Origin of the sequence: Acidovorax sp. BLS4 (assembly GCF_032929295.1) — a bacterium.
Classification (GTDB): domain Bacteria; phylum Pseudomonadota; class Gammaproteobacteria; order Burkholderiales; family Burkholderiaceae_C; genus Paracidovorax.
This window is the reverse complement of the sequence record NZ_CP136797.1, coordinates 4,939,060-4,965,875: the sequence shown is the minus strand read 5'-3', so window position 1 is coordinate 4,965,875 and position 26,816 is coordinate 4,939,060. Positions and strand designations below refer to the sequence as shown.

Genomic DNA, 26,816 nt, shown 5'->3' with positions numbered 1-26,816 from the left:
ATCCCGGGAGGGGCGTGGATGGTTTGACATTGATTCAAGGCGTGGCCGCGACGGCGTCCGCAACCGCAACCGGTTTTTTCCTATTCAAGACAGGCTCAGACAGAACATGACCGATCCGCAGCCGCGCCCGCCCTCCCGTTTCTTTCCGCCCCCCGCGGAGGGCGAACGCCGCATGGAGCCCGCGCTGTGGCGCCAGCTGGATGCGGTGGTGAACGCGCTGCAGGCCGTGCGCGGCGGGCAGTCGGGCACGGCGGCCCTGGCCGCGGTCGAGCCGGGTCTGCGGCCCGGGGTGCAGGCGCTGTTGTTCCAGGTGCTGCGCAACCTGGGCCGGGCGCAGGCGCTGCGCAAGCAACTGGCGCCCCGCAACCCACCGCCACGGGCCGATGCCCTGCTGTGCACGGCCCTGGCGCTGGCGTGGTCGTTCGACGAGGCGCCTTACGAGGCGTTCACCCTCGTCAACCAGGCGGTAGAAGCGGCCAAGCGCAACCCGGCATCGCAAGCGCAGGCGCCGTTCCTGAACGCCTGCCTGCGCCGCTTTCTGCGCGAACGCGATGCGCTGGTGGCCGCCACCGACGGCGATCCGGTCGCCCAGTGGAACCACCCGGCCTGGTGGATCGCCCGGCTGCGCAAGGACCACCCGCAGCACTGGCAGCAGATCCTGCAGGCCAACAATGCCCACGCGCCGATGGCGCTCCGGGTCAATGTGCAAAAAACGACTCCAGCGCAATATTTACTAGGGCTTTCTGCTATTAATTTGGAAGCATTTCCCGCAGGGCCGTTCGGCATCGTCCTGGACCGCCCGGTGGCCGTGCAGCAGTTGCCGGCCTTTGCAGACGGCCACGTCTCGGTGCAGGACACCGCGGCGCAGATGGCGGCGCCGCTGCTGCTGGAGGGGCTGGACCTGTCGCAGCCGCTGCGCGTACTGGACGCCTGTGCCGCGCCCGGCGGCAAGACCGCGCACTTGCTCGAATACGCGGGTGCCGCCTCGCCGATGCAGGTCGTGGCGCTGGAAATCGACGCCGACCGCGCCACCCGCATCCACGAAACGCTGGACCGGGTGGGGGTGCGGGCCCAGGTCCTCGTGGCCGATGCGGCACGGCCGCAGGACGGGTGGCTGGACGCCAGTGGGGGCGGGCGGTTCGACGCCATCTTGCTGGATGCGCCGTGCACGGCCTCGGGCATCGTCCGCCGCCACCCCGACGTGCGCTGGCTGCGGCGCGAGTCCGACATCGAGCAACTGGCCCAGCAGCAGGCCCGCCTGCTTGCCACGCTCTGGCCGCTGCTGCAGCCCGGCGGGCGGCTGCTCTACTGCACCTGCTCCGTGTTTCGTGCCGAGGGTGAAGCACAGGTGCAAACGTTTCTTGCGCGCAACACCGACGCCCGTTTGATGCCGTCTCCCGGCCATTTAATACCCGGTAAACCGGACGAAAGCGGCGGCGTCTCGGAGAATCGTCCGGGTGACCATGACGGATTCTTTTACGCGCTGTTGCAAAAACATGCCGGCTGAACGGACCGCTTCGCGCCCTGCCGCGTGGCTTTCGGTGGCCGTGGCTGCGTTGCTGTGCATGTGGCTGGCGCTGTGGTCCCCGGCGGTGCTGGCGCAGCCCGACGCGGGCGACCTGCGCGTCGAAGCCAACGACGAGGGCCTGTACCTGTCGACCACGCTGCACTTCGACCTGCCCGAGCTGGCGGAAGATGCCCTCTACAAGGGCATCTCGATGTACTTCGTGGCCGAGGCCGATGTGGTTCGCGAGCGCTGGTACTGGTACGACAAGGCGGTGGCCCACTCGGTGCGCTACCTGCGCCTGAGCTACCAGCCGCTCACGCGCCGGTGGCGCCTCAATCAGTCCGCCACGCCGTTCGCCAACACCGGGCTGGGGGTTGCCCTGGGGCAGAACTTCGACGAACTGGGCGACGCGCTTTCCGCCATGCAGCGCATCAGCCGCTGGAAGATCGCCGACGCGGACGAGGTCTCCGGCGGGCCGTATACCGTGCATTTCCAGTTCCGCCTCGACATGTCCCAACTGCCCCGCCCCTTCCAGATCGGCGCGGTGGGACGCTCGGGCTGGGACCTGATGCTGTCGCGCAGCGTGCGCGCCGTGGCCGAGCGCGCGCCATGACCGACGACCACAGCGTTCCCCGCACGCCCCAGCAAGCCCGTGCCTCCCGCTGGGCCCTGGGCGTGGGCGTGGCGATCATGTGCGCGATCGGGCTGGTGCTGCTTTTCCTGCTCACCGTCGCCACCAACAACCGCGCGCTGTACGAGCGCAACTACGCCTGGCTGTTCGGCCTGAACGTCCTGGTGGCCGTGCTGCTGCTCGCCGTGCTGGTGTGGGTCGTGGTGCGCCTGGCGGTGCGGCTGCGGCGGGGGCGGTTTGGCAGCCGCCTGCTGGTCAAGTTGGCGGGCATCTTTGCGGTCGTGGGGCTGCTGCCCGGTCTGCTGATCTATGTGGTCTCCTACCAGTTCGTGTCGCGCTCCATCGAAAGCTGGTTCGACGTGAAGGTGGAGGGCGCCCTGTCCGCCGGCGTCAGCCTGGCCCGGGTCACGCTGGACACGATTGCCAGCGACATGGCCATGCAAACACGCACCGCCAGCAGCCAACTGGCGCAGGTGCCCGACGCGGCGGCCGGCGTGGTGCTCGAACGCATCCGCGACCAGCTGGGGGCCAGCGACGTGGTGCTGTTCAGCACGGCGGGCCAGCCGGTGGCCAGTGCCGGGCAATCCCGGTTCGATCTCAGCCCCGAGCGGCCCAGCGCCCAGTTGCTGCGCAACGCGCGCCAGCAGCGCGCCACCTTCCAGATCGAGGGGCTGGACGACATCGCCGACCCCGCTGCCGTGCAGAACGCGCGGGTCAAGACCCTCGTGGCCGTCGGCAACGCCAGCGTGGGGCTCCTGGTGGAACCCCGCTACCTGCAGGCCACGCTGCGGCTGCCGCAGGTGCTGGTGTCCAACGCCATCGCCGTGCAGGAAGCCAACCGGGAGTACCAGGAGCGCGCCCTGGCCCGCGAAGGGTTGCGGCGCATGTACATCGGCACGCTCACCCTGAGCCTGTTCCTGGCCGTCTTCGGGGCCGTACTGCTCGCCGTGCTGCTGGGCCGCCAACTGGCACGCCCCCTGCTGGTGCTGGCCGAGGGCGTGCGCGAGGTCGCATCGGGCAACCTGAGCCCCAAGGCCGTGCTGCAGGGCAACGATGAATTGGGCGGGCTGACCCGCTCCTTCGCCGTGATGACCCAGCAGTTGTCCGACGCCCGCACCGCCGTCGAGCACAGCATGGGCGAGGTCGATGCGGCGCGGGCCCACTTGCAGACCATTCTGGACAACCTCACCGCGGGCGTGATCGTGCTGGACGCCGAGGGGCGCATCCGCTCCACCAACCCCGGCGCCACCCGCATCCTGCGGGCCCCGATGGCTGCCTTCGAAGGCCGGCCGCTGGCCGACGTGCCCGGGCTGGCCGAATTCGCCAGTGCCGTGCAGGGCCACTTCGAGGCCTTCCTGGGCGACCGCGAGCAGCATGGACTGGACCACTGGCAGCATTCCTTCGACCTTTACGGCTCGCCCGCCTCGGGGGTGGTCGCCAATGGCACCAGCCTGGTGGCCCGGGGGGCGGAGCTGCCCAACGCGTTGCGCCTCCTGGTGTTCGACGACATCTCCGAAATCGTCTCGGCCCAGCGTGCACAGGCCTGGGGCGAAGTCGCCCGGCGCCTGGCCCATGAAATCAAGAACCCGCTCACACCGATCCAGCTGTCCGCCGAGCGCCTGGAGATGAAGCTCTCCGGCAAGCTGCCGGATGCCGAGCAGGCCGTGCTGACCAAATCCGTGCGCACCATCGTCGATCAGGTGGATGCGATGAAGCGGCTGGTCAACGAGTTTCGCGACTATGCCCGCCTGCCCGCGGCGGAATTGCATGCGCTCGACCTGAACACCCTCGTCACCGACGTGCTGCAGCTCTACGGCGCCGAGAACGCGACCGTGCCCGTGGAGGCCGAACTCGATCCCCGTTGCCCCGAGATCGCGGGCGATGCCCAGCAACTGCGCCAGGTCATCCACAACCTGCTGCAGAACGCGCAGGACGCCAGCGAGCCCACCCGCGAGCAGGGCGGGGCCGCCGGCGCACCCGTGCGCATCACCACGCGCTGGAGCCAGTCGTCGCGGCGCGTGCGGCTGACGGTGACCGACAGCGGAACCGGATTTCCCAACCACATCCTTCAGCGCGCCTTCGAACCCTATGTAACCACCAAGCCGCGAGGCACTGGCCTGGGACTTGCTGTAGTGAAGAAGATCGCCGACGAGCATGGGGCCCGTGTCGATCTTGTCAATCGGGTGGAAGAAGGGGTGGTGCTGGGCGCGCAAGTGTCGCTATCATTCGCCCCTGGCCACGTGGTGGCACATTAACAACACTTGGAAACGTATCGCGAGGCTGATCAAAACCCATGGCAAACATTCTGGTGGTCGACGACGAACTGGGCATCCGTGACCTGTTGTCGGAAATTCTGAACGACGAAGGGCACAGCGTGGACCTCGCAGAGAACGCCACGCAGGCCCGCGCCGCCCGTGCCGCCAATGCGTACGACCTCGTGCTCCTCGATATCTGGATGCCCGATACCGATGGCGTCTCGCTCCTCAAGGAATGGGCCATGGCCGGCACGCTGACCATGCCGGTCATCATGATGAGCGGCCACGCCACCATCGACACCGCGGTCGAAGCCACCCGCATCGGCGCCTTTTCCTTCCTGGAAAAGCCCATCACGATGCAGAAGCTCCTCAAAGCGGTCGAACAGGGCCTGGCGCGCAGCGCCGCCCAGCCGGCGGCATCGGCCACCACGGCGGCCGCCACCCCACCGCCCGCTGCTGCCATCCCAACCGCACCCGAGGCACAGGGCGCTCCGGTGGCGGCCTTGCCCGTGGTGACGAAAGACCCCGGCCCGCATGCGCACCAGGGCTTCGATCTGGACCGGCCGCTGCGTGAAGCCCGCGACGGTTTCGAGAAGGCGTACTTCGAATTCCACCTGGCGCGCGAAGGCGGCTCCATGACACGCGTGGCCGAAAAAACGGGCCTGGAGCGCACCCACCTGTACCGCAAGCTGCGCCAGCTCGGTGTGGACCTGGGCCGCGGCAAACGCAATTAAGTCGTCAGAGTTTCAGAACGCCTCTTTTTTCTGGTTATAATTTGAGGCTTAGGCCCGGTAGCTCAGTCGGTAGAGCAGAGGATTGAAAATCCTTGTGTCGGTGGTTCGATTCCGCCCCAGGCCACCAGTCATTAAAGCCCTTGGTTCTTGCGAACCAAGGGCTTTTTGCCTTGGGCGGACTTTCCACTGTCGTTCTGGGTCGGCTTGCTATTGCGCCACCACTGCAATCCCGCAATCCCAAGCATCCCGCCGATTCAAGCCGTACTCGACCGCCGCGCCACCCAGTACGTGGCCCCATCCGGGCCGTAACGCTCCTCGTGCGGTTCCAACCGATCCAGTTCGAACGTATCGCCGGGCACCAGGTGGCGCGTGGTGCCCGACTGCGTCAGCCACATCTCGCCCGCCACCACCAATGCACTCGCATGAAAATCGTGCCGATGCTCCTGCACGATTTGCTGCGGGGCCCAGGTGCGAACGAGTGCCTGCTCGTAGCCTTTCGCCAGCGCCTGACGCTCGAAGTCTTCGAAGGTCGCTGGAATGGGGGCATGTGGCTCGGCCATGGCGTCAGCTTTTCAGGAATGCGATCAAGGCGGCGTTGAATTCCTGCGCATGCGACAGGTTGAAACCATGCGGCGCCCCGGCGATGACCTTGAGCACGCTGCCAGGAATCGCCTTGTGGGTGCGGGCGCCGCTCACTTCCAGCGGCACGATCGCGTCGGCATCACCGTGAAGGACCAGCGTTGGGACCTTCACGCTTTTGAGGTCTTCGCGGAAGTCGGTTTTGCCGAAGGCTTGGATGCAGTCGAGCGTGCCCTTGGGCGATGCCATGGCGGCGATGTCGCGGGCGTACTGGCGCTGTTCCTCACTGACTTTGAGCTTGCCGTCCACGCTGAAGAAGTTGTGCGTGAAGTCTTCCAGGAACGCCATACGGTCTTTTTTGACGCCTTCCTGGAATTGCGCAATCGTCGCGTCGTCCAGTCCACCCTCCGGGTTGTCGGCGCTCTTGTAGAGGTACGGCGGAACGGCGCCCGCGAAGACCAGCTTGGCCACGCGCTGGCTGCCGTATTTGGCGATGTACCGCGCGAGTTCGCCGCCGCCCATCGAGAAGCCGACCAGTGTGGCGCCCGTGAGATCGAGCCCGGTCATCAGCGCATCGAGGTCTTTCGCGAAGGTGTCGTAGTCGTAGCCCTCCCAGGGTTGCGACGATGCGCCGAAGCCGCGGCGGTCATAGGCGATCACGCGGTAGCCCGCTTCGACGAGTGCTGGGATCTGGGCTTCCCACGAGCGTCCACTCAGGGGCCAGCCATGGATGAGCACGACGGGGGCGCCCTGTCCGTAATCTTCGTAGTGGATCTCGACGGGATGGCGGGCGCTGGATTCGGTTTGGAGCTTGGGCATGGGCGTGCGGACCTCGGCAGTGGGTGGATGTGAGCGGGGATGGGTGAAGGAAGTCCATTGGGTCCAGAATTTCAAATCACGTCAATCAGACCTGTCCTACTCAACCGTTGGCGCGTTCGGTCCTGCGCGCAGGACGGGCTGCAACGCAATCACCTTCGCGAGCGCGGTGTCTGCGGTGGCGGTGCGGCGTCACGTTGGCGGTGTGCCCTCATACACCTGCAGCCCGCTGGCCTGCTGCTTGGCGCCATACATGGCAAGGTCGGCGCAATGCAGCACCTGGGCGGCCACGGTCGAATTCTCGGGCGAGCGCGCGATGCCGATGCTGGCTCCGACGTTCACCCACTGGTCCGGCCGCACCTGGATGGGTTGCCGGATGGCGTTGACGATGGCGGCGGCGGCCTCCTGCACGCGCTGCAGGTCCTGCGAGCGCATCAGGATGGCGAACTCGTCTCCGCCCAGGCGCGCCAGCGTGTCCGACGAGCGCACGTGCTTCCTGGTGCGCAGCGCCACTTCCTTCAAGACGGCATCTCCCGCTTCGTGGCCGTAGTTGTCGTTGATGGCCTTGAACTTGTCGAGATCCATCAGCAAGATCGCGTATCCGGTGTTCAGGGCCTGCTGGTTCTGCTCGGCGTTCTGCAGATTGATCTCGAACAGCCGCCGGTTGGCCAGATGGGTCAGCGCATCGCGGTGCGCCACGTTCTCGAGCGGCACGACCACCCGGTTGGTGATGAGGTTCGCGGCCAGGATGGAGAGGAACGAACTGAACAGGATGCTGGCGGCGAACAGCGCCTCCAGCCGCAGGAAAGGCGAGAAGACCGGCGCGAACGGCTTGGCCACCACGGCAATGACGTTGGAGCCCTGCAGCCCGCCCAGGTTGATGACCTTGGCCCGGTACTGCGCGCCGTCCGTCCCTTCCGCCGAAAAGTTCTCGGACGACTGCGCATGCTCGTGGATGCTGCGGTTGAGCACGATGCCGGGCAGGGTCGAGGTGTGGATGACGAAATCGCCTTCGCTCTCCTGCGAAAGGAACGCCATTTTCAGTTGCGTCATCTTGGTGAACTGCTCTACCGCCATGGTGTTGACGCGGTAGCCCAGGAAGATGTTCATGATGGGCATGGGGGCGCTGATGGTGGCCTTGACCCAGTTGTAGAGCACGGGCGTGTGCTCCCCCGCAGCCAGCGGCCCGATGCTGCGGCCGGTCTCGCTGATCTCGGTCGCCAGGGCCTCCAGCGTGGCGTCCAGGTCCATGTCGCGCTCGTTCAGAAGCTGGGTCGCGGAGGCGCGGGCCACGACCTTGTGGTTGAGGTCCGTGAGGACGATCAGTTCGGCCCCCGTGCGGGCCAGCTGGCTGGCCAGCGCCGACTCGATGGTTGCACGGTTGCCGTTGGCGATCGTGTGCTGCAGCCCGTAGTCTTTCGTGACCAGGAGCGAGGTTTGCTGCCGGTTGTCCTTGCGGGTCGCGGCCGTGTACAGAAAGGTCTGCGCCCCGCCTTCCAGCGCGGAGTCCACGCTTTCCAGCGCGATGTTGCGGTTGGCGAAGTGCAGGAAGACGAACGCCACCACCTGGACGATGATCAGCGCCGGAACCAGCAGCATCAGGAGCTTTCTGGTGGAAGCGTTCGCCAGCGTCTTCTTCATGGATGCAAGCCTCCTCCTGAAATTATGGAATGGAAGGCCGGACCGTGGACGGTCGCTGGCCTTGGATTCTTCATGTACCTCTCCGCTTCGAACCCGGCCCCTCGCGCCGGGGACCCGCTTGGCAGGGGGGCGGCATTCGCCCTTGCGTTCTTTCTCCGTGCCTCTTTCTGTGCACTTGCATCCATGCCACCGCCATGGCTTCCAGCGGGGTCGGGTGCTCCGTAGCCAGTATAGGGGGCGCCTTGCGATTGGGGCAGGGGTTCGCCTGGGATGGGCTTTGCGGGCGATGCGCTTGCGGCCCCTCCGGTCCGCGCGCCTTTCGCATAAAGTGGCTGCATGAGCGACTCACCTTCCTACACCCGTTCGCTGAACCTGCTGGGCGCCACGAATTTCCGCGATCTGGGCGGCTACCCGGGCGAGCAGGGGCGGCCCGTGCGCTGGCGCCGCCTGTTCCGCTCCGACCACCTGGCCGCGCTGACCCCCGAAGACGCGCGGGCGCTGTCGGCGCTGGGTCTGGCGCGCGCCGTGGATTTCCGGGGGGAGCACGAGCGCGCCACGCTGGCCTACGTGCTGCCGGACGTGGCTTATTACCCGCTGTCCATCGAGCCCACGGTGGTGCAGCGTGCCAAGGAGATGGCGCTGTCGGGCCACACGCTCACGCCCGAGATCGCGATGGGGCTGATGCGCGACACCTACCGCGCTTTCGTCGCGCACAACACGCGCGAGTTCGCCGCGCTGTTCGAACACCTGCTGGACAACGACACGCCGCTGGTCTTTCACTGCACCGCGGGCAAGGACCGCACGGGCTTCGCGGCGGCGCTCATCCTGCTGGCGCTGGGCGTGTCGCGCGAGGTGGTGATGCAGGACTACCTGCTCACCAACGGGCTGTATCGGCGGCCCGCGCAGGTGAACGGGGCTGCGCCGGAGGCGGTGCTGAACGTGCTGTGGCGCGTGCAGCAGGACTTTCTCGAAGCGGCGCTGCATGCCGTGGACACGGACCATGGCGGCGTGCTGCGCTACCTGGAGCAGCGGCTGGGCGTGGGCCCCGGCGAGCGCAAGCGCCTGGCGCAGTGGTATCTGGAGCCCTGATGGGAGCGCGGTGCGCATGGAAAAAAGCCGGCACAGGTGCCGGCTTTTTTTGTTGGGCTGGCGGTGCCGCCAAGGCACCGCGGAGCGCACTGGTCGATCAGACCGTGGCGTCCTTGAGCTTCTTCAGCGCGCGGGTCTTGATCTTGACCGAGGCGGGCTTGGCGGGGAACCAGCGCTCGGCACCCGTGAACGGGTCCTTGCCGAAGCGCTTTTTCTTGGCAGGCACTTGCTGCAGGCCGATCTTCATCAGGCCGGGCAGCGTGAATTCGCCGGAGCCCTTCTTGTGCACCGAAGCCAGGATGGCCGATTCCAGTGCTGCGAGCACGGCCTTGGCGGCCTTGGGCTCGACGCCGGCCTGCTGTGCCAGGTGGGCGATCAGCGAGGTCTTCGTGAACACTTCCTTCAGCGGCTTGAGCGCGGCAGGGGCGGCCTTGGCGGCGACGGGGGCCTTGGCCTTGGGGGCTGCGACCTTCTTCACGGGAGCGGCCTTCTTGGCCGGGGCTGCGACCTTCTTGGCCACGGGGGCTGCCGCCTTCTTGGCTGCGGGAGCGGCCTTCTTTGCAGGCGCGGTGGTTTTCTTTGCAGTTGCCATGGTGTTGGTATTTCTCGGAAAAAGTGGTGAACATTCCAGCATGCTGGTCGCCGGATTCTAGGGGGTTTGCATCGGCGGGCGCGGGCCGCACGCGGATTGCACGCTGCAAGCGGCATGGATGCTGGGTTCGAAGGCCCCGAGGCGCGCGCAGAAAGCGGTGCCGGCGAGGTGCCCTGGCGATGCCGGGCGATGCCCGCTGCGTTGGCCCCGCGGGGCAATCGCGTTAAGCTGTCCCATCCCCACCGGCGCCATGCAGCGCATCGCAAAGGAATGGCCATGAGCGACACATCCCCCTTCGGTTTCGGCAGGTTCGTGCCGGGCTTCGACTTCCTCCAGAACCTGGCCAAAGGCGCGCCGGGCGGCGTGCCGCAGATGCCCAGCCTGTCGAGCTGGGTGGCCCCGACGGTCAGCGTGGAAGAACTGGAAAAACGCATCGATGAATTGAAGGCCGTGCAGTTCTGGCTGGAGCAAAATTCGCGCGCGTTGAGCGCCACGGTGCAGGCGCTGGAGGTGCAGAAGATGACCCTCGCCACGCTCAAGGGTATGAACGTGGCGATGGGCGATCTGGCCGGTGCCTTCGCGCCCAAGCCATCGCCTGCGGCGCCCGCCCCCGAGCCCGCACGTGCCAGCCCCGCCGCCTACCGCGAGCCCCAGCGCGAGCCACCGGCCGAGGCGCCCGCTTCCGAGTCCGCGGCCCAAGAAGACGCCGCCAGCGACCACGCAGCCGCAGGCGCGGCGTCCACCGCGCTGCCCGGCGTCGTGGACCCGATGCAGTGGTGGGGTGCATTGACCAGCCAGTTCCAGCAGATCGCGGCCCAGGCGATGGGCGACGCGTCGCACCAGGCCGCGGTGGAGGCCACGCGCGGCGCGGCGGCCGAGGCCTTCAAGACCGCCACCGACATGGCCACGCAACTGGCCTCACAGGGGCTGCAGGGCGTGCAGGAGGCCGCGCGCATGGCCCAGGCGCCGCAGGGTGCCAAGGCGGCAACGGCCCGCAGCCGCCAATCTGCCGCGCCCGGTACCGCAGCCCCTCGCACCCGGCCGGCGGCTGCGCCGAAGAAGGCGGCCGCCAGGAAACCGGCGGCGGCGCCTTCTCCAGCGGCCCGGCGCACCGCCGCGCCGGCCGCAGCCAGGTCCGCCGCGCCGCGCAAGCGGACGGGCCAGTGACCGCCACCACCCGCACTTTTTTCTGACATGGCCGCCCGCGCAGCGGGCCGCCGCGACCTTTGCCACCGACCATGAAACTCTTTCCCAACGGCCACGCCACCCATCCCCAGTGGCGCATGGCGGCCGCGCTGGTGCTGGCGCAACTGCGCGCGCAGATGGCGCTGCCGCAGTACGCCAGCGCGCCCACCCTGGGGGTGCTCTACATCACCGACCACTATGCGGACGAGGCGCAGGCCCTGCTCGACTTCGTGTCGGCCGAACTGCCCGAGGTGACCGACTGGAGCGGCACCGTGGGCGTGGGCGTGGCGGCCAACAACGCTGAATACTTCGACGAGCCGGCGCTGTCCGTCATGCTGCTGGACCTGCGGTCCGACCAGTACCGCGTGTTCTCCGGCGTGGCGCCGCTGGCGCGCAATGCGGCCAGCGGGTTCGTCGCGCACACGGCGCTCGTGCACGCGGACGGCCGCACGCCCGACCTGGCCGAGCTGATCGATGAAATGGCCGACCGCACGGCCACCGGCTACCTGTTCGGCGGCTTGTCGGCCAGCCGCAACGCAAGCGTGCAGTTCGCCGTGGGCGGCAACGGCAACATCGCGGGGCAGGGCGGCGCGCGCGGCGTGTTCGACGGCGGACTGTCGGGCGTGGCCTTCAGCGAGGGCGTGAGCCTGCTGTCGCGCGTCACGCAGGGTTGCCAGCCCGTGGGGCCGCTGTGCACCATCACCGAGGCGCAGGACAACGTGGTGCTGGCGCTCGACGGCCAGCCGGCGCTGGATGCGCTGCTGGACACGCTGCACATCTCGCTCGACGGTGACCCGCAGCCCGCGCTGCGCGAAGTGCGGGCCACGCTCGCGGGCCTGGTGGATGCCGGCGTGCAGCCGCTCGGCCGGGCCGGGCATTTCGGCACGGACACCCGGGTGCGCCACATCGTGGGGCTCGACGCCACGCGCCGGGGCGTGGCCCTGGCCGACCAGGTGGAAGAGGGCATGCGCCTGGCGTTCTGCCAGCGCAACGTGGCGGCGGCCCGCGCCGACCTGATGCGCATCTGCGCCGAGATCCGCGAGGAACTCACGCCCGAGGAGGCCGAGACCCTGCCCGCACCGTCGACCGACAGCGAGCGCCGTGCGCTGGCACAGGCCCTGGGCGGCGGTGCCGACGGGGCCACGCGCGCGCCCGTGCAGCGGCACATCGTGGGCGCGATCTACGTGAGTTGCTCCGGGCGCGGCGGCCCGCATTTCGGCGGGCCGAGCGCGGAACTGCAGATCGTGCGCCACGCGCTGGGCGACGTACCGCTGGTGGGGTTCTTCGCCGGCGGCGAGATCGCCCACCACCGGCTGTACGGCTACACCGGCGTGCTCACGGTGTTCACCAGCGAGCACGCGCCGGTCTGAGCCCAGCGACCGCGGGAGGCCCCGCGCCGGCAGGCCCGCAGGCCGTGCGCCCCTTCCCGGGGGTGGCCCAACGGGATGTTGAGCCTTTTTGGCCTCACGCCCTAGAAAATCATGCGTTGGAAGCTATAAAAATAATAGCATTTGACTTCAGGTCACTGGCAGGAGCGCGGGCGCGGCCGTGCGCGGCATGCCGGTGAAGGCGAAGTCCACTTCCGGCGCCAGCCCGCTCACGATGCGGGCGATGGAGCGGCCCGAGCCGCAGGCGTGCGTCCAGCCCAGCGTGCCGTGCCCTGTGTTGAGGAACAGGTTGCCGATCTTCGTCTTGCCGATCAGCGGCACGTTGCTGGGCGTGGCGGGGCGCAGCCCGGTCCAGAACTGGGCCTGGCGCGTGTCGCCCGCGCCAGGAAAGAGTTCTTCCACGCGGCGCACGATGGCTTCGCAGCGCACGGGGTTCAAGTCGCGCTGGTAGCCGTTGAGTTCCGCCGTGCCGGCGATGCGCAGGCGGTCGCCGCGCTCGCTGGTGTAGCGCGAGAAGACGAGCTTGAATTCATCGTCCGTCAGGCTCACCTCGTAGGCCGCCGAGGCATCGCGCACGGGCATCGTGACCGAATAGCCCTTGGCCGGGTAGATGGGCAGGCGCATGCCCAGCGGCTCGGCCAGCAGCGGGCTGAACGAGCCCATGGCCAGCACGTAGGCATCGCCCCGCACGCGTTCGAAGCGGCCTTCCGCGTTGGTGATCTCGGCATGGTCGATGGCGCCGCCTGCCGTGCGCAGCGCCGTGATGTGGCAGCCGGTACGGAACTGCACGCCCGCCGCCTGCGCCAGCCGGGCCAGCTCGCGCGTGAAGGTGTTGGCGTCGCCCGATTCGTCCTCGGCCGTGTAGGTGGCGCCGGCCAGTTGCGGGCGGATGTGGGCGAGCGCGGGCTCCAGCCGCACGGCCTCGTCGGCGCTGACCACGCGGCGCTCGCAGCCCAGGGCGCGCATCTGCTCGGCGGGAGCGAGCGCGGCATCGAACTCCCGGGCGCTCGTGTAGAAGTGCAGGATGCCCTGCGTGCGCTGGTCGTACTGGATGCCCGTATCGCGGCGCAGCTGCTGCAGCGTGTCGCGGCTGTAGGTGCCCAGGCGCACGATCTGCTCGATGTTGTGCCGCGTGCGGGCCGGCGTGCATTCGCGCAGGAACTGCAGGCCCCACAGCCACTGGCGCATGTCGGCGCGCAGGCGAAAGAGCAGGGGGGCGTCTTCGCGGCCCAGCCATTTCAGCACCTTGAACGGCGCACCGGGGTTGGCCCAGGGCTCGGCATGGCTCACCGAGATCTGCCCGCCGTTGGCGAAGCTGGTTTCCGCACCGGGAACGCCCTGGCGGTCGATGACGGTCACTTCGTGGCCGAGTTGCTGCAGGAAATAGGCGGAGGTGGTGCCGAGCAGGCCGGCACCGAGAACGATCACGCGCATGATTCACAAGCCTTTTGGAAGGTTTGCGCAAGCAGATCGCCGGCGTGGTGCTATTGACTCGATAGCGTGCAGCCGACGGCGATCTGCCGTGCTGCCGCTCCCCCTGTCCTTGGTACCTGAGAGATTCACCCTGCGCCAACACGGCGAGGGGCTTGCTCCTTCGGTGCGCCATGGCATGCATGGCGGCTCTCCAGACGGCTTTGATGGTGGTGCAGTACGGGACCTGAGCGTGTATGGGAGTTTGCGCCTTCGGTGGAGCGGCCCGGGGGCCGTTCGCTCTCCTGCGGGGTGCATCGTAGCAGCGAAGCCGCGCGGCGCAAACCCCGTGCGCGGCGAAGGGGGCGGGCCGTGCGGTCAGTCGATGCGGATCCGGGCGTCCTTCACCACCTGGGCCCACTTGGCGCGGTCGGTGTGGACGGTCTGGCGGAACTGCGCGGGCGTCTCGATGCGCACGGCGTTGCCCTGCGATTCGAAGCGCTCGCGCACCTCGGGCTGCTCCAGCACCTGGCGCAGGGCGGTGTTGAGTTTCTGCACCACGGCGGCGTCCGTTCCCTTGGGCGCGAAGAGGCCGAACCAGATCGAGCTGTCGAAGCCCTGCGTGCCCGGCAGCCCGCTGGAGGCGATGGTGGGCACCTCCTTGACGGCGGCCACGGGCTTGGCGGTGGTCACGCCCAGCAGGCGCACCCTGCCGGCCTTGTAGTGCGGCAACACGGTCTGCACCTGGTTCATGATGCAGCAGGTCTCGCCGCGCACCACCGACGTGATGGCTTCGGGGCCGCCCTTGTAGGGCACGTGCACCATGTCCAGGCCCAGGCGCGCATTGAATTCGGCGAACGCCATGTGCGTGCCGGCGCCGTTGCCGGTGGAGGCGTAGTTGTATTGGCCGGGGTGGGCCTTCACCAGCGCGACGAACTCCTGGAGCGTCTTCGCGTCGATGACGTCGGGGTTGATGGTGAGCACGTTCGACACATCGATCAGCGGGCCCACCGGGACGAAGTCGTTCTCCACGTCAAAGGGCAGCTTGGGGTAGAGCGCGGCGTTGCTGCCATGCGTGGCGGCGGTGCCGAAGGCCAGCGTGTAGCCGTCGGGCCGGGCGCGGGCCACGAACTCGCTGGCGATGTTGCCGGCGGCGCCCGATTTGTAGTCGATGACGATGGGCTGCCCGAGTTTCTGGGTCAGGGGCTCCTGCACCGCGCGGGCGACGACGTCGATGCCCGAGCCCGCCGGAAAGCCCAGGATCAGGGTGATGGGTTGCCGGGGCCAGCCGGCCGCTTCGGCGTGGGCGGCGAAGCTGAAGGTGGCGGCCGCGGCGCAGGCCAGGGCGGCGGCGATGCGGCGGGTGGCGTGGTGGGTGATGGGAAAAAGGAGCGGCATGGCAGAGGGGCGCTGAATGCGGGTTGAGAACCGATGCGCCATTGTGGGCAAGCGTTCATGCGCCGCGCGCCATATGCATATGGACCGGGGGCGCGCCGCCGCCATGGGGGAATGCGGCGGGCGCGGGGCCGCGCGGGCCCCGCGTGGCTCAGTACCGGTTCGGGTTGTCCGGGCGGCGGTCCTGGCGGTTGGGCACGCCGTCGCCGTCGCGGTCCCAGCCGCCGCGGCGCATCTCCCAGCGGCCGTCGTGCTGCACCCAGGCCGGCTGGCGGTAGACATAGCCGGGGCGGGCGCGGACCCAGTGGCCGGCCACCCAGACATGGCGATGGCCGCGCCATTCCCAATGGCCCGTCTCCCACACCATGCCGCGGCGCGGGGGCGGCACGGCTTCCCGGCGGGGCGGGGGCGGTGCCTGGTACTGCACCATCACGGGTCCGGGCTGCTGGTACACCGGTCCGCCAGACTGCACGATCACGGTGGCACTGGTGGCTGCCCGTGCCACGGTGGTGACGGAGCCCATCGCGGCGAGGGCCAGCGTGGCGGCGGTGAGGGCAATGGTCTTGCGGGTCATGACGATCTCCTTTGGAAAAGCGCTGTGTGTTTTTTTCAGCACCTCCATCGTGATCCTCCAACGTCAAGCCGGTGTCGCCGCGGCGCGAAGTGTTGTGACCGGGTGTTTCCGGCCTGGCAGGGGCGAGCGCCCGCGCCTCACCGGGCGGCGTAGCGCGCCAGCAGGGTGCGCACGATGCGCCGGTGGAACGGAACCACCAGCGCCATGTACACCCGGCCCAGCGTGTTGTGCACATGCACCACGGTGCTCAGGGCGATGCGGGGCGGCCCCTCCGCCGGTTGCCGCTTGGTCAGCGACACCTGCACGTCGAGGTGGCGGTCGTCCTGGCCCATGACCACTTCGTCCTCGGCCAGGTGCCGGATCCGGAAGATGCCCACGCGGTCGCCCACCCGGTAGCTGGCGGCGTCGCGCAGCGGGTGGGCGGCATCGCCACCGAGCGCTCCCAGGTCCTTCAGGCCTGCCAGCCGCACCAGCCGGTTGCGCAGCGCCATGAGCCGGTTCGTCCAGCCGGGCACGTGGGCCAGGGTGGACAGCCAGGCCTGCAGCGCGCTGCCCGCGGGCTCGGGGTCGGTGGCTTCATAGCTGTCGGCGAAGTAGGCACCGGGCAGCGCCGATGCAATGGCGCTGCCGGGTGGCACCGCGACGGTGGTGATCTTTGGAGGATGGGGCATGGGGTGTATCGGGTGCTGGGGCGGTGGGCCGGAAACGAAGGGCGGCGCGGCTCAGCGCCGCATGCTGGTGAACACGTCGAACTCCCAGCTGCGCAGCGCCAGCAGGACGGTGTAGCCCTCGCGTTCGCGCTCGGGCATGCGCTGGTCGGCCAGGTGCTGCTGCGCGAAATCGTGCGCCACGCGCTGCATGCGTTCCCAGAAGGCCGGCGCCAGGCTGCGGCTGATCGCACCGTGCACCAGCAGCACGCCTTCGCCCGGGCCGTCGAAGCTGCCGGCGAAGTAGTCGAGCAGCGCATGGTCGCGAAAGTAGTGCATCACCGGGCCATGGGGGCGCCAGCGGAAGGTCTTGGCGAGCTTGAGGCGGTAGCGGTTCAGGGGGCGCAATTCGATGATGCCGATGCGGTCGAGCTGCGCGAGGTACTTCACGCCCTCGGCCTCGCTCAGGCGGTAGGTGGTCACGATCTGCTCCAGCGTCCACTGGCTCAGCACGCAGATCGCCATGAGCATCAGCTTCTTGTCGGCCACCACGGCCGTTTCCTGCGCCTGGCTCAGTTCCTTGAGCAGGGGCTGGCTATCGGCCACGCGCCGCGCCAGGTCGGCGAAGTCGAGGGCCAGCGCCCGGCAGATCGCATCGATGCGCGACAGCGGCATGTCGCCCTTGGCCAGCATGCGCTTGACGCTGGACTCGGCCATGCCCAGGGCCTGGGCCAGGTCCGCATAGGTCATCTGCGCGGATTTGAGTTCCTTCTTGAGGGCGGCAACGAGGTCGGCGGTGGTGCTCATGGGTATCGATTATGGATACCCGGCGTGGCTGGCGATGGGCCTGGGCGCGTTTCGTGCGCCCTGGTGTGGCCAGGGTGGAGAGACTGCGTTCCAGTCCCCTTCCCGTCCCCCGTTCCATCCCGCTGCCTTCCGGAGTTTCGTCCATGCCGTTGTCCACCCGTTCTTTTTCCCGCGCCTTCCTCTCGCGTCCTGCCCCGGCCGAATGGGCCTTGTATGGCGCCCTGGCGGTGCTGGCCGCCGTGGGCGCCTGGGGCCCGCAGGTGGCGGCGGACCCGCACCAGCATGCCTTTGCCGACCAGCGCACGCTGTGGGGCATCGCGCATGCGATGGACGTGCTCACCAACCTGCCGTTCGCCCTCATGGGGCTGCTGGGCGTGCGGCGCCTGGTGCAATGGGTGCGCAGCGGCAAGGCTGGCGGGTGCGGCGAGGGGGTGGCGCAGGCGGCCGGCACCGGCCGCACCACCACGGCGGTGATGGCGGCGGTCTTCTTCTCGGGCCTGCTGCTCACGGCCGGCGCCTCGGCGCTGTACCACGCGGTGCCGCACGACATCACGCTGCTGTGGGACCGCATGGGCATGCTGGTGGCCTTCACCGGGCTGGTGGGCCTGGCGGTCGATGGGCGCATGGGTGCGCGGCCCGCCTGGGTGCTGGCCTGTGTGCTGCCGCTGGCGGGCGCGTTGTCGCTGCGGGCCTGGGGCATGGCGGGGCAGGTGCTGCCCTGGGGCGTGCTGCAGGGCGGGGGCATGCTGCTGGTCGCGGCGCTGGCGATGGTGCCGGCGCGGTCCAGCCGGCCGCCCCTGTCGCTGGTGGCCGTGATCGGCTGGTATGCCCTGGCCAAGCTGTTGGAGCTGGGCGACCACGCGGTGTTCGGCTGGACGGGCGGTTGGGTGTCGGGCCACAGCCTCAAGCACGTGGCGGCGGCCCTGGCCGCATGGCCGGTGATCGCAGCGCTGGCACCGCGCCGCGCCCCGCTGCCGGGCGCCTACTGGGCGCAGTGCATGCGGGCGGTGTCCTGGCGCCGCCCGGCGGCGGCCGTAACGGGCCTGCGCCGGGGCACAATCGCCGCCAGCGCGGACGAGGGGGCCCAGCCTGGCGCCGCGGCGCGACGCGTCTGAAGAACCATTCCACACAGGAGCACGGCATGAGCCAAGAACAGGCCCGCATGGCCGACCACCCCCGCGCGGCCGAGCCGTCGCACCCCAACCAGTTCGCCCTGCTGCGCCAGCGCCGCTTCGCACCCTTCTTCTGGACGCAGTTCGCCGGCGCGGCGAACGACAACCTGTTCAAGTTCGCCTTCACCGTGATGGTGACCTACCAGCTCAGCGTGTCGTGGATGCCGCCGTCCATGGCCGGGCTGGTGATCGGCGCGCTGTTCATCCTGCCCTTCCTGCTGTTTTCGGCCACGTCGGGGCAGTTGACGGACAAGTTCGACAAGACCCGCATGATCCGCTTCGTGAAGAACCTGGAGATCGCCATCATGCTGGTGGCGGCCTGGGGATTCCTTGCCTCCAGCGCCGCCGTGCTGCTGGCCTGCACCTTCCTCATGGGGCTGCATTCCACGCTGTTCGGGCCGGTCAAGTTCGCGTACATGCCGCAGGTGCTGAACGAGCGCGAGCTGACGGGCGGCAACGGCATGGTGGAGATGGGCACTTTCGTCGCCATCCTGCTGGGCCAGGTGGCGGGCGGGTTGCTGGTGGCGGTGCCGGACATCGGCCATGCCTGGGTGGCGGCGGCCTGCGTGCTGCTGGCCTTGGCGGGTCGCGCGGTGGCGCAGTTCATCCCGAGCGTGCCGGCCACCGACCCGGGCCTGTCGATCAACTGGAACCCGGTGACCGAGACCTGGCGCAACCTGAAACTCGCGCACGCCAGCCCCGTGGTGTTCCGCTCGCTGCTGGGCATCAGCTGGATGTGGTTCTTCGGCGCGGTGTTCCTCTCGCAGTTCCCGAGCTTCGCCAAGGAGGTGCTGCACGGCGATGCGCACGTGGCCTCGCTGCTGCTGGTGGTGTTCTCGGTGGGCATCGGCGTGGGTTCGCTGCTGTGCGAGGTGCTGAGCCGCCGGCACGTGGAGATCGGCCTGGTGCCGCTGGGCGCCATCGGCATGAGCGTGTTCGCCATCGACCTGTACTTTGCCTCCCGCTCCCTGCCGCCCGCGCCCGAGATGGGGCTGGGCGCCTTCGTGGCGCAGGCCGCGCACTGGCGCGTGATGGCCGACCTGGCGCTGCTGAGCCTGTTCGCCGGCCTGTACAGCGTGCCCATGTATGCCCTGATCCAGATGCGCAGCCAGCCCACGCACCGGGCGCGCATCATCGCGGCCAACAACATCCTGAACGCGCTGTTCATGATCGGCAGCTCGCTCATCGCCGGCGCGCTGCTGGGCGCGGGCTTTTCGGTGCCGCAGATCTTCCTGTTCACGGGCATCGCCAACGCCATCGTGGCGTTCTACATCTTCCTGCTGGTGCCCGAGTACCTGCTGCGTTTCGTGGCGTGGGTGGCCTCGCGCTTCGTCTACCGCTTCAGGATCCGGGGCGACGAGCACCTGCCCACCCAGGGCGCGGCCATCCTGGTGTGCAACCATGTGAGCTTCGTGGACGCGGTGCTGCTCATGGCGGCCAGCCCGCGCCCGATCTACTTCGTGATGGACCACCGCATCTTCCGCGTGCCGGTGCTCGGCTGGCTGTTCCGCCTGGCCAAGGCCATTCCCATCGCCCCGCAAAAGGAAGATCCCGCGGTCTATGCCGCGGCGTTCGAGCGCGCCGCGCAGGTGCTGCGGGAAGGGGATTTGCTGGCGATCTTTCCCGAGGGTGGCATCACGCGCGACGGGCAGCTGCAGCCGTTCAAGGGCGGCATCATGAAGATCCTCGAGCGCGCCCGCGAAGAAGGCGTGGCGCCCCCGGTGATCCCGATGGCGCTGACCAACCTGTGGGGCTCGTATTTCAGCCGCATCGAGCGCGGCACCGCGATGGCGCGGCCCTTCCGGCGCGGCCTGTTCAACCGGGTGGGCCTGAACGTCGGGCCGGCCGTGCCGGCCACGCTGGTGCAGCCCGATCTGCTGCGCGAACGGGTGGCGGGCCTGCTGGCCGACTGAAGGCCGTCATTGCAGAGGCCCCGCCGCGGAGGCGGGGCGCGCCGCCTCAGGTGACGGCGAGCGAGGCCAGCCCCTGCAGCCGCCGCTGTTCTGCCGACGCCTCGTCGGTGTCGTCCTCCTCGCGGGCGCGCAGGCTGGCCTGCACGATGGCATCGGCATCCACCGCGAAGTGCGCCCGCAGGGCGGCGCGCGAGTCGCTGCGGCCGAAGCCGTCGGTGCCCAGCGTCACATAGCGCCGGCCCGGCGGCACGAAGGCGCGCACCATCTCGGGCAATGCCACCACGTAGTCGCTCGCGGCGACGATGGGCCCGGAAGTGGGTGCCAGTTGCTGCTCGAACCAGCTGCCCACCGCATCGCGCTCGCCCTGGCGCCAGCCGCGCTCGCAGGCCTGCCCCTCGCGCGCCAGTTCCACGTAGCTCGTCACGCTCCACACATCGGCCGCCACGCCGTGCTGCTGCTCCAGCCGGTCGGCGGCTTTGAGCACCTCGCCCAGGATGGCGCCGCTGCCGAAGAGCTGCACGCGGTGCGCCAGTGCCGGCGCGCCCTGCCGCAGCCGGTACATGCCGCGCACCACGCCGTCGTGCGCGTCGGCGGGCAGGCTGGGGTTGGCCACGTTCTCGTTGGTGACGGTGATGTAGAAGAATTCGTCGATCTGCGCCTCGACCATGCGGCGCATGCCGTGGTCCACGATCACGGCCAGCTCGCCCGCGAAGGCCGGGTCGTAGGCACGGCAGTTCGGAATGGTGGAGGCCATCAGGTGGCTGCTGCCGTCCTGGTGCTGCAGCCCCTCGCCGCCCAGCGTGGTGCGGCCCGAGGTGGCGCCGATGAGAAAGCCGCGCGCCCGCTGATCGGCCGCGGCCCAGATCAGGTCGCCCACGCGCTGAAAGCCGAACATGCTGTAGAAAATGTAGAACGGCAGCATTGACAGCCCGTGCGTCGAATAGCTCGTGGCCGCCGCCGTCCACGAGGCCAGCGCGCCGGCCTCGGTGATGCCTTCTTCCAGGATCTGGCCGGATTTTTCTTCCCGGTACACCAGCATCGAGGCGTTGTCCTCGGGCTGGTAGAGCTGGCCAAACGGCGCATAGATGCCGACCTGGCGGAACAGCCCCGCCATGCCGAAGGTGCGTGCCTCGTCGGCCACGATCGGCACCACGCGCGGCCCCAGCGCCTCGTCTTTCAGCAGGTTGCCCATCAGGCGCACGAAGGCCATGGTGGTGCTCATGGCCTTGCCGTCGGCCTCCAGCGCAAAGCCCCCGGTGGCCGGCAGCGGTGGCACGGCCACTTTGGGAGCCCGGGCGCGGCGTGCGGGCAGGTAGCCGCCCAGCGCCTGGCGGCGGTCGTGCAGGTAGCGCATTTCGGCGCTGTCGTCGGCGGGCTTGCAGAAGGCGGCGGTGCGGGCCTCTTCGTCGGTCAGCGGCAGGTGGAAGCGGTCGCGGTAGGCCAGCAGTTCGTCGGCGCCCAGCTTCTTGTGCTGGTGCGAGGTCATGCGGCCCTGGCCCACGCTGCCCATGCCGTAGCCCTTCATCGTCTTGGCCAGCACCACGGTGGGCTGGCCGGTGTGGCCGGCCGCGCGCGCGAAGGCGGCATGCACCTTGGCCGGGTCGTGCCCGCCGCGGCGCAGGCGGTCGATGTCGTCGTCCGACAGGTGGGCCACCAGGGCCTGCAGTTCGGGGCTCTTGCCGAAGAAGTGGCGGCGGTTGAAGGCGCCGTCGTTCGCGCTCAGGGTCTGGAACTCGCCGTCCACCGTCTGCGCGAAGGCCCGGGCCAGTGCGTGGCCATGGTCGCGCGCCAGCAGCGCGTCCCATTCGGAACCCCACAGGCATTTCACGACGTTCCAGCCGGCGCCGGTGAACAGCGATTCCAGCTCGTCCACGATGCGGCCGTTGCCGCGCACCGGGCCGTCCAGGCGCTGCAGGTTGCAGTTGATGACGAAGATGCAGTTGTCCAGCCCCTCGCGCGCGGCGAGGGTGAGCGCGGCGATGGATTCGGGCTCGTCCATTTCGCCGTCGCCGAAGAAGCCCCAGACCTTGCGGCCCGCCGTGTCGCACAGGCCCCGGTCGGCCAGGTAGCGCATGAAGCGCGCCTGGTAGATCGCCTTGATCGGGCCGATGCCCATCGAGCCGGTGGGAAACTGCCAGAAATCCGGCATCAGGTAGGGATGGGGGTAGGAGGTCAGGCCCTGGATGCCCTTGGCCTCGGCGGCCAGTTCCTGCCGGTAGTGGCGCAGGGAGTCTTCGCTCAGCCGGCCTTCCAGGTAGGCGCGCGCATAGACGCCGGGCGCGGAGTGCGGCTGAAAATACACCAGGTCGCCGCCGTGCTGCTCGGTGCGCGCATGGAAGAAATGGTGGAAGCCCACCTCGAACAGGTCCGCCGCCGAGGCGTAGCTGGCGATGTGGCCGCCCAGCTCGCCCTGCGCGGCATTGGCCCGCACCACCATGGCCAGCGCATTCCACCGCACGATGGCCGACAGCCGCTGCTCGATCTGCGGGTCGCCCGGGTAGGGCGGCTGTTCCTCCACCCGCACGGTGTTGAGGTACGAGGTGATCCCGGCCGGGCTCCATTGCAGCCCGCGCTGGCGCGCATGGGCCAGCAACGCGTCGAGCAGCGCCGCGGCCCGCTCGCGCCCCTGGCGGGGCTCCCAGGCGGCCAGCAGGCCGTCGAGCGCATCGCACCATTCCTGGACTTCCCCGGGGTCGAGCGTATCGGGCAAGGGGGTGGCGCCGGGCCAGCCGAGTCGTGTCATGGTGCTGCGTTCTCCTGGGGGGATCAACCGTTGCGGAAAAGGAAACTGTAGGCGTTCAGGGCGGGCACGCCGCCCAGGTGGGCATACAGCACCTTGGAGCCTGCCGGAAATTCGCCGTTGCGCACCATCTCGATCATGCCGTGCATCGACTTGCCTTCATAGACCGGGTCGGTCAGCATGGCCTCCTGGCGCGCGCACAGGCGGATCGCCTCCAGAGTGCCCTCGCTGGGCAGGCCGTATTCGGGGCCGCCGTAACGCGTGTCCAGCACGATGTCGGCTTCGGTGATGTCACGGCCCAGTTCCACCAGTTGGGCGGTGTTCTGCGCGATGCGCAGGATCTGCGCGCGGGTCTGCTCCGGCTTGGCCGATGCATCGATGCCGATCACCTTGTCGGCCCGGCCATCGGCCGCGAAGCCCACCACCATGCCGGCCTGCGTGCTGCCCGTGACCGAGCACACGACGATGTAGTCGAACTGAAAACCCAGTTCCTTTTCCTGCTGGCGCACTTCTTCGGCGAAGCCGACGAAGCCCAGCCCGCCCTTGGGGTGCTCGGAGCAGCCCGCGGGAATGGGAAATGGCTTGCCGCCGGCCTGGCGCACGTCCTCCATGGCCTGCTCCCAGCTCGGGCGGATGCCGATGTCGAAGCCCGCGGCGTCCAGCCGCACGTCGGCGCCCATGATGCGGCTCATCTCGATGTTGCCCACGCGGTCGTACACCGCGTCGGAGTAGTTCACCCAGTTCTCCTGCACCAGTACGCATTTCATCCCCAGGTGCGCGGCCACGGCGGCCACCTGGCGCGTCTGGTTGGACTGGATGCCGCCGATGGAGACCAGCGTGTCGTAGCCGCCTTCGATCGCCTCGGGAATGAGGTATTCGAGCTTGCGCGTCTTGTTGCCGCCGAAGGCCAGGCCCGAGTTGCAGTCCTCGCGCTTGGCGTACAGATCGACCTTGCCGCCCAGGTGGGTGGACAGGCGCGGCAGCGGCTGGATGGGCGTGGGGCCGAAGGTCAGCGAATGGCGGGGGAATTTCTGCAAGTTCATGGGAAGCATCCTGGCAAAGGGAAGGGCATGGGGGCGGGGCTCCGGCGCCGCGGTGGATGGCTGCTGCCGCGCAGTGGCAGGGGCAATCGACAAGGGCAGTCCGTTGCCTGGAATGGTAGGAAAATGCGGGCGCAACAGGGTTGCAAAAATGGATTGAAAATCGGCCTGAAAAAGGCCGTGAAACCTTTTTACTTCGACTTCATTGCGGGGAATCATTCATGTGCGCAACAAAATTAAGAAAGCCTGCGGTGCCGGTACCCGCCGCCGATCTCACCGGCGAACTGGACCGCACCGACAAGGCCATCCTGCGGGCCCTGCAGCGCGATGCATCGGTCTCCAACGTGGCGCTGGCGGCCAAGGTCCACCTGAGCGCCCCGGCCTGCCTGCGGCGCGTGGAGCGCCTCAAGCGCCTGGGGCTGATCGACGGGGTGGTGGCGCTGCTCAACCCGCGCGCCGTGGGCGCGGGCATGCTGGTGATGATCGGCGTGGTGCTGGACCGCTCCACGCCTGAGTCGTTCGCCGAGTTCGAGAAGGCCGCCGCCAGGATCTCGGGCTGCATGGAATGCCACGTGGTGACGGGCGAGTTCGACTATTTTCTACTGGTGCGCACCAGGGACAGCGAGAGCTTCAACCGCCTGCATGCGGAGCAGCTGCTTTACCTGCCAGGCGTGCGGCAGGTGCGCTCGTTCATGGTGATCCGCAACGTGCTCTCGACGACCGAACTGCCCATGGCGATCTGACGTGTGGCCGGAAGGCCGGCGGCGCGCGGCAAGGCGGGAAGATCGGCCCGGGTGGCTTCGCTGCGAGCGGCTCGCCTTATCCACCGCGCAGCCGCCATTGGAATGCCTGGGGCGTGACCACCGCCGGGGCGGAGGTCACGGGAGGCTGCCTCAGGAGGTCAGGGCGCTTTCACGACATGCGGAAAGGTCAGCCCATAGTTGGCCGCCACGCCGGGCGTGGCGCTGGGGTTGCTCAGCTTGGTGAAGGCCGTACCGATGAGGGGAATGCCTCTCGCGTCGGGCATCCGGAAGATGGCCCAGCCGTTGGAAAACGTTCCTTGCAGCGTCTTGCGGGCCACGGACGAAGAAACGGCCGACCGGGTGTCCGAGAACGAAAGCACGGACAGTGCGCCGCAGCTTTCGGGTTGCGATGCCGCGTCTGAAATCACGCTTTCCGGGGTGAGGCTGCCATCGCGCGAACCCATGCGGAAGCTCCAGCTGCCGCCCCGGCTGCAGACACCGTCGCGGACCTGGGTGTTGAGCGAATGGAAGTACTGCTCGCCGCCGCCGCTGGGCGGCACGAGGGAATAGACGCGCTGGTTCGACGGGTCCGACTGGCTGTAGTCCTTGGCCACGCTGTACCGCTTGGTGGGGGTCGCCACGACCCAGTCGGTGCGGGCGGAGATGGAGTCGTCGAGAACGTACTGGTTCTTGAACTCGCGCACGGCCAGCAGCCGGGAGAGATCGCCGGCAGTGGCCCGGGCGCTGTCTGCTGTGGCAGGCAGGTAGACCGGCGTGGAGAGGTCGGGCAGGTCGTTGTAGCGGGCCAGCACGACCGCCGCCGTCGTCGGGAAGGCGGTGTTGCCCTGCGCGTCCTTGTTGCGCGTGGCAAGGCCTGCGGACACCAGCAGGGGGTCGGCGGTGTAGCGCTCCGGCTGCGAGACCGCCGTGTCTGTGGGAGGGAACAGCATGTAGTTGCCGCGCGCCGGCAGGCCCGTGTTGTTGATGGCCTGGATGGCCGTGGCCGCGCCGGAGAACGTGGTGGAGCCGGGCACGTCGATGACGTACCAGGTGGCGCTGAGCTGGCCGCTGGGGGCGGCCAGGCCGCGGCTGGCGGCGACGGCTTCGCTGCTCGTGTCCTGCATCAGCGCGGCATTGAGCACGGATTCGGAGCAGGGCGCGACCTCTTTCACCTGTTGAATGGCGACGGACAGCGCCGACTGGCTGGCGCCGTTGGGGCCATAGAGGGCCGCCTGCGGCACGTCGGCCATCACGATGGCCTCGATGGCGCCCTCGCGGGTGTTGGCCGCCATCACCTCGGGGGTCCACGCGGGGTCCAGCCGGCCCGTGGAGAACGGTTGCGCCACACCCTGCGCGAGGTGCGGCAGCGTGCAGCTGCGGTCGGTGGTGGTCAGTTGCGCCAGGCCGTCGGCACCGGCCGTCACCGCGGCGGTCCACACATCGCCGGGCGACAGCAGCACGTGCACGCTCAGCAGGCTGTCGCCGTTGTTGGCGCCGCGAAAGCGCACCTTCACCACCTTGCCGTTGTCGAGGTCGGTGTTCACCAGGTGCAGCACGCTCATCTGGCCGTTCTGCGCCGTGAAATAGGGCACCAGCAGCGCATGGCCTGCCTGGCCTTCGGCCACCTTGAAGCTGATGGCATCGGTCCCGCCCAACTGCGTGCTGGAAGGCGTGGCGCCAGTGCCGGCGATCACGCCTGCGTGTGCTGCGCCGGCCATGGCCAGCGTGCCGAGCAGGGCGCTGACCGCCCCGGAAATGGTTTTGACTTTCACGGTTTCTCCTGTGATTGGGATGGCAGGTGGGAACGTCTCCGCATCGCCCGTAGGCTGCGCAAAGGCAGCCTGTCACGCGATGGGGTCGGCACGGTGGTGGTGGGATGGGGCCAAAAGCCCGCCCTGGGCGGCCGCTGCATGCAGCAGGCCACCCGCAAATCGAAACCACCGCGCTGAGGATGGGAG

The 26,816-nt window shown here is 68.8% G+C and carries 22 protein-coding genes, 1 tRNA gene and 1 riboswitch; of the genes, 11 read left to right on the top strand and 12 right to left on the bottom strand.

The window, feature by feature from the left end:
- Positions 1 to 172 precede the first annotated feature (172 nt).
- From rsmB to R1Z03_RS22815, 5 genes are all read left to right on the top strand, one after another.
- Positions 173 to 1,507 carry a 16S rRNA (cytosine(967)-C(5))-methyltransferase RsmB gene (gene rsmB, locus R1Z03_RS22835; protein ID WP_317360466.1) on the top strand — a complete coding sequence of 445 codons (1,335 nt, stop codon included), beginning with the start codon at positions 173 to 175 and terminating at the stop codon, positions 1,505 to 1,507.
- Positions 1,497 to 2,120, top strand: coding sequence for a DUF4390 domain-containing protein (locus R1Z03_RS22830; protein WP_317355489.1), 624 nt, complete (start codon positions 1,497 to 1,499; stop codon positions 2,118 to 2,120). Before rsmB ends, R1Z03_RS22830 begins: the two co-directional genes overlap by 11 nt.
- Positions 2,117 to 4,393 carry an ATP-binding protein gene (locus R1Z03_RS22825; RefSeq protein WP_317355486.1) on the top strand — a complete coding sequence of 759 codons (2,277 nt, stop codon included), beginning with the start codon at positions 2,117 to 2,119 and terminating at the stop codon, positions 4,391 to 4,393. The genes R1Z03_RS22830 and R1Z03_RS22825 overlap by 4 nt, the downstream gene beginning before the upstream one ends.
- Positions 4,394 to 4,431: 38 nt before the next feature.
- Positions 4,432 to 5,127: a response regulator gene (locus R1Z03_RS22820; protein WP_284431266.1), complete on the top strand. Its 696-nt coding sequence runs from the start codon at positions 4,432 to 4,434 to the stop codon at positions 5,125 to 5,127.
- Between the two features lie 51 nt (positions 5,128 to 5,178).
- Positions 5,179 to 5,254 (top strand) — tRNA-Phe (locus R1Z03_RS22815).
- Positions 5,255 to 5,381: 127 nt separating this feature from the next.
- Here the strand turns inward: R1Z03_RS22815 and R1Z03_RS22810 are convergent.
- The 3 genes from R1Z03_RS22810 to R1Z03_RS22800 all read right to left on the bottom strand — a co-directional run bounded on the left by R1Z03_RS22810 (position 5,382) and on the right by R1Z03_RS22800 (position 8,163).
- Complete coding sequence (locus R1Z03_RS22810; RefSeq protein WP_284431340.1) at positions 5,382 to 5,687, bottom strand: cupin domain-containing protein; 306 nt, start codon at positions 5,685 to 5,687, stop codon at positions 5,382 to 5,384.
- Positions 5,688 to 5,691: 4 nt separating this feature from the next.
- Entirely contained in the window at positions 5,692 to 6,525 is an 834-nt protein-coding gene (locus R1Z03_RS22805) for an alpha/beta hydrolase (protein WP_317355480.1), read from the bottom strand.
- A gap of 189 nt (positions 6,526 to 6,714) precedes the next feature.
- Positions 6,715 to 8,163, bottom strand: coding sequence for a diguanylate cyclase domain-containing protein (locus R1Z03_RS22800; RefSeq protein WP_317355477.1), 1,449 nt, complete (start codon positions 8,161 to 8,163; stop codon positions 6,715 to 6,717).
- A 336-nt stretch (positions 8,164 to 8,499) separates the two neighbouring features.
- Between R1Z03_RS22800 and R1Z03_RS22795 the strand changes: the two genes are divergently transcribed.
- Positions 8,500 to 9,252, top strand: coding sequence for a tyrosine-protein phosphatase (locus tag R1Z03_RS22795; RefSeq protein WP_317355472.1), 753 nt, complete (start codon positions 8,500 to 8,502; stop codon positions 9,250 to 9,252).
- A gap of 97 nt (positions 9,253 to 9,349) precedes the next feature.
- Here the strand turns inward: R1Z03_RS22795 and R1Z03_RS22790 are convergent, their stop codons facing one another.
- Positions 9,350 to 9,844, bottom strand: a complete 495-nt coding sequence (locus R1Z03_RS22790) for an HU family DNA-binding protein (RefSeq protein ID WP_284402479.1) — start codon at positions 9,842 to 9,844, stop codon at positions 9,350 to 9,352.
- A 276-nt stretch (positions 9,845 to 10,120) separates the two neighbouring features.
- Between R1Z03_RS22790 and R1Z03_RS22785 the strand changes: the two genes are divergently transcribed.
- Both R1Z03_RS22785 and R1Z03_RS22780 read left to right on the top strand, forming a co-directional pair.
- Complete coding sequence (locus tag R1Z03_RS22785; RefSeq protein WP_317355468.1) at positions 10,121 to 11,011, top strand: PhaM family polyhydroxyalkanoate granule multifunctional regulatory protein; 891 nt, start codon at positions 10,121 to 10,123, stop codon at positions 11,009 to 11,011.
- Between the two features lie 71 nt (positions 11,012 to 11,082).
- On the top strand, positions 11,083 to 12,399 hold the full coding sequence (locus tag R1Z03_RS22780) for an FIST N-terminal domain-containing protein (RefSeq protein ID WP_317355467.1): 1,317 nt from the start codon (positions 11,083 to 11,085) through the stop codon (positions 12,397 to 12,399).
- Positions 12,400 to 12,546: 147 nt separating this feature from the next.
- Here the strand turns inward: R1Z03_RS22780 and R1Z03_RS22775 are convergent, their stop codons facing one another.
- The 5 genes from R1Z03_RS22775 to R1Z03_RS22755 all read right to left on the bottom strand — a co-directional run bounded on the left by R1Z03_RS22775 (position 12,547) and on the right by R1Z03_RS22755 (position 17,250).
- On the bottom strand, positions 12,547 to 13,851 hold the full coding sequence (locus R1Z03_RS22775) for a D-amino acid dehydrogenase (RefSeq protein ID WP_284431346.1): 1,305 nt from the start codon (positions 13,849 to 13,851) through the stop codon (positions 12,547 to 12,549).
- A 93-nt stretch (positions 13,852 to 13,944) separates the two neighbouring features.
- Positions 13,945 to 14,055: riboswitch (glycine riboswitch) on the bottom strand.
- A gap of 150 nt (positions 14,056 to 14,205) precedes the next feature.
- Entirely contained in the window at positions 14,206 to 15,225 is a 1,020-nt protein-coding gene (locus R1Z03_RS22770; RefSeq protein WP_317355463.1) for a tripartite tricarboxylate transporter substrate binding protein, read from the bottom strand.
- A gap of 148 nt (positions 15,226 to 15,373) precedes the next feature.
- Positions 15,374 to 15,796 (bottom strand): YXWGXW repeat-containing protein, encoded by a 423-nt coding sequence (locus R1Z03_RS22765; RefSeq protein WP_272566806.1) that lies wholly within the window; start codon positions 15,794 to 15,796, stop codon positions 15,374 to 15,376.
- Positions 15,797 to 15,933: 137 nt separating this feature from the next.
- A complete protein-coding gene (locus tag R1Z03_RS22760; protein WP_317355460.1) occupies positions 15,934 to 16,467 on the bottom strand; it encodes a DUF2867 domain-containing protein in 534 nt (177 codons plus the stop codon).
- 51 nt (positions 16,468 to 16,518) lie between these two features.
- Entirely contained in the window at positions 16,519 to 17,250 is a 732-nt protein-coding gene (locus R1Z03_RS22755; RefSeq protein WP_284402471.1) for a helix-turn-helix transcriptional regulator, read from the bottom strand.
- Between the two features lie 143 nt (positions 17,251 to 17,393).
- Between R1Z03_RS22755 and R1Z03_RS22750 the strand changes: the two genes are divergently transcribed.
- Together R1Z03_RS22750 and R1Z03_RS22745 are read left to right on the top strand one after the other, a co-directional pair.
- Complete coding sequence (locus R1Z03_RS22750) at positions 17,394 to 18,365, top strand: hypothetical protein (RefSeq protein WP_317355456.1); 972 nt, start codon at positions 17,394 to 17,396, stop codon at positions 18,363 to 18,365.
- Positions 18,366 to 18,391: 26 nt separating this feature from the next.
- On the top strand, positions 18,392 to 20,335 hold the full coding sequence (locus tag R1Z03_RS22745) for an MFS transporter (protein ID WP_317355453.1): 1,944 nt from the start codon (positions 18,392 to 18,394) through the stop codon (positions 20,333 to 20,335).
- A gap of 46 nt (positions 20,336 to 20,381) precedes the next feature.
- Here the strand turns inward: R1Z03_RS22745 and mdeB are convergent, their stop codons facing one another.
- Positions 20,382 to 23,078: an alpha-ketoglutarate dehydrogenase gene (gene mdeB, locus R1Z03_RS22740; RefSeq protein WP_317355450.1), complete on the bottom strand. Its 2,697-nt coding sequence runs from the start codon at positions 23,076 to 23,078 to the stop codon at positions 20,382 to 20,384.
- A gap of 23 nt (positions 23,079 to 23,101) precedes the next feature.
- On the bottom strand, positions 23,102 to 24,118 hold the full coding sequence (locus tag R1Z03_RS22735; RefSeq protein ID WP_317355447.1) for a 1-aminocyclopropane-1-carboxylate deaminase: 1,017 nt from the start codon (positions 24,116 to 24,118) through the stop codon (positions 23,102 to 23,104).
- 218 nt (positions 24,119 to 24,336) lie between these two features.
- Here R1Z03_RS22735 and R1Z03_RS22730 point away from each other — a divergent pair, with 218 nt between their 5' ends.
- A complete protein-coding gene (locus tag R1Z03_RS22730) occupies positions 24,337 to 24,858 on the top strand; it encodes an Lrp/AsnC family transcriptional regulator (protein WP_317355444.1) in 522 nt (173 codons plus the stop codon).
- A 158-nt stretch (positions 24,859 to 25,016) separates the two neighbouring features.
- Here the strand turns inward: R1Z03_RS22730 and R1Z03_RS22725 are convergent, their stop codons facing one another.
- Complete coding sequence (locus R1Z03_RS22725; protein ID WP_284431353.1) at positions 25,017 to 26,630, bottom strand: surface layer protein NpdA; 1,614 nt, start codon at positions 26,628 to 26,630, stop codon at positions 25,017 to 25,019.
- Positions 26,631 to 26,816 lie beyond the last annotated feature (186 nt).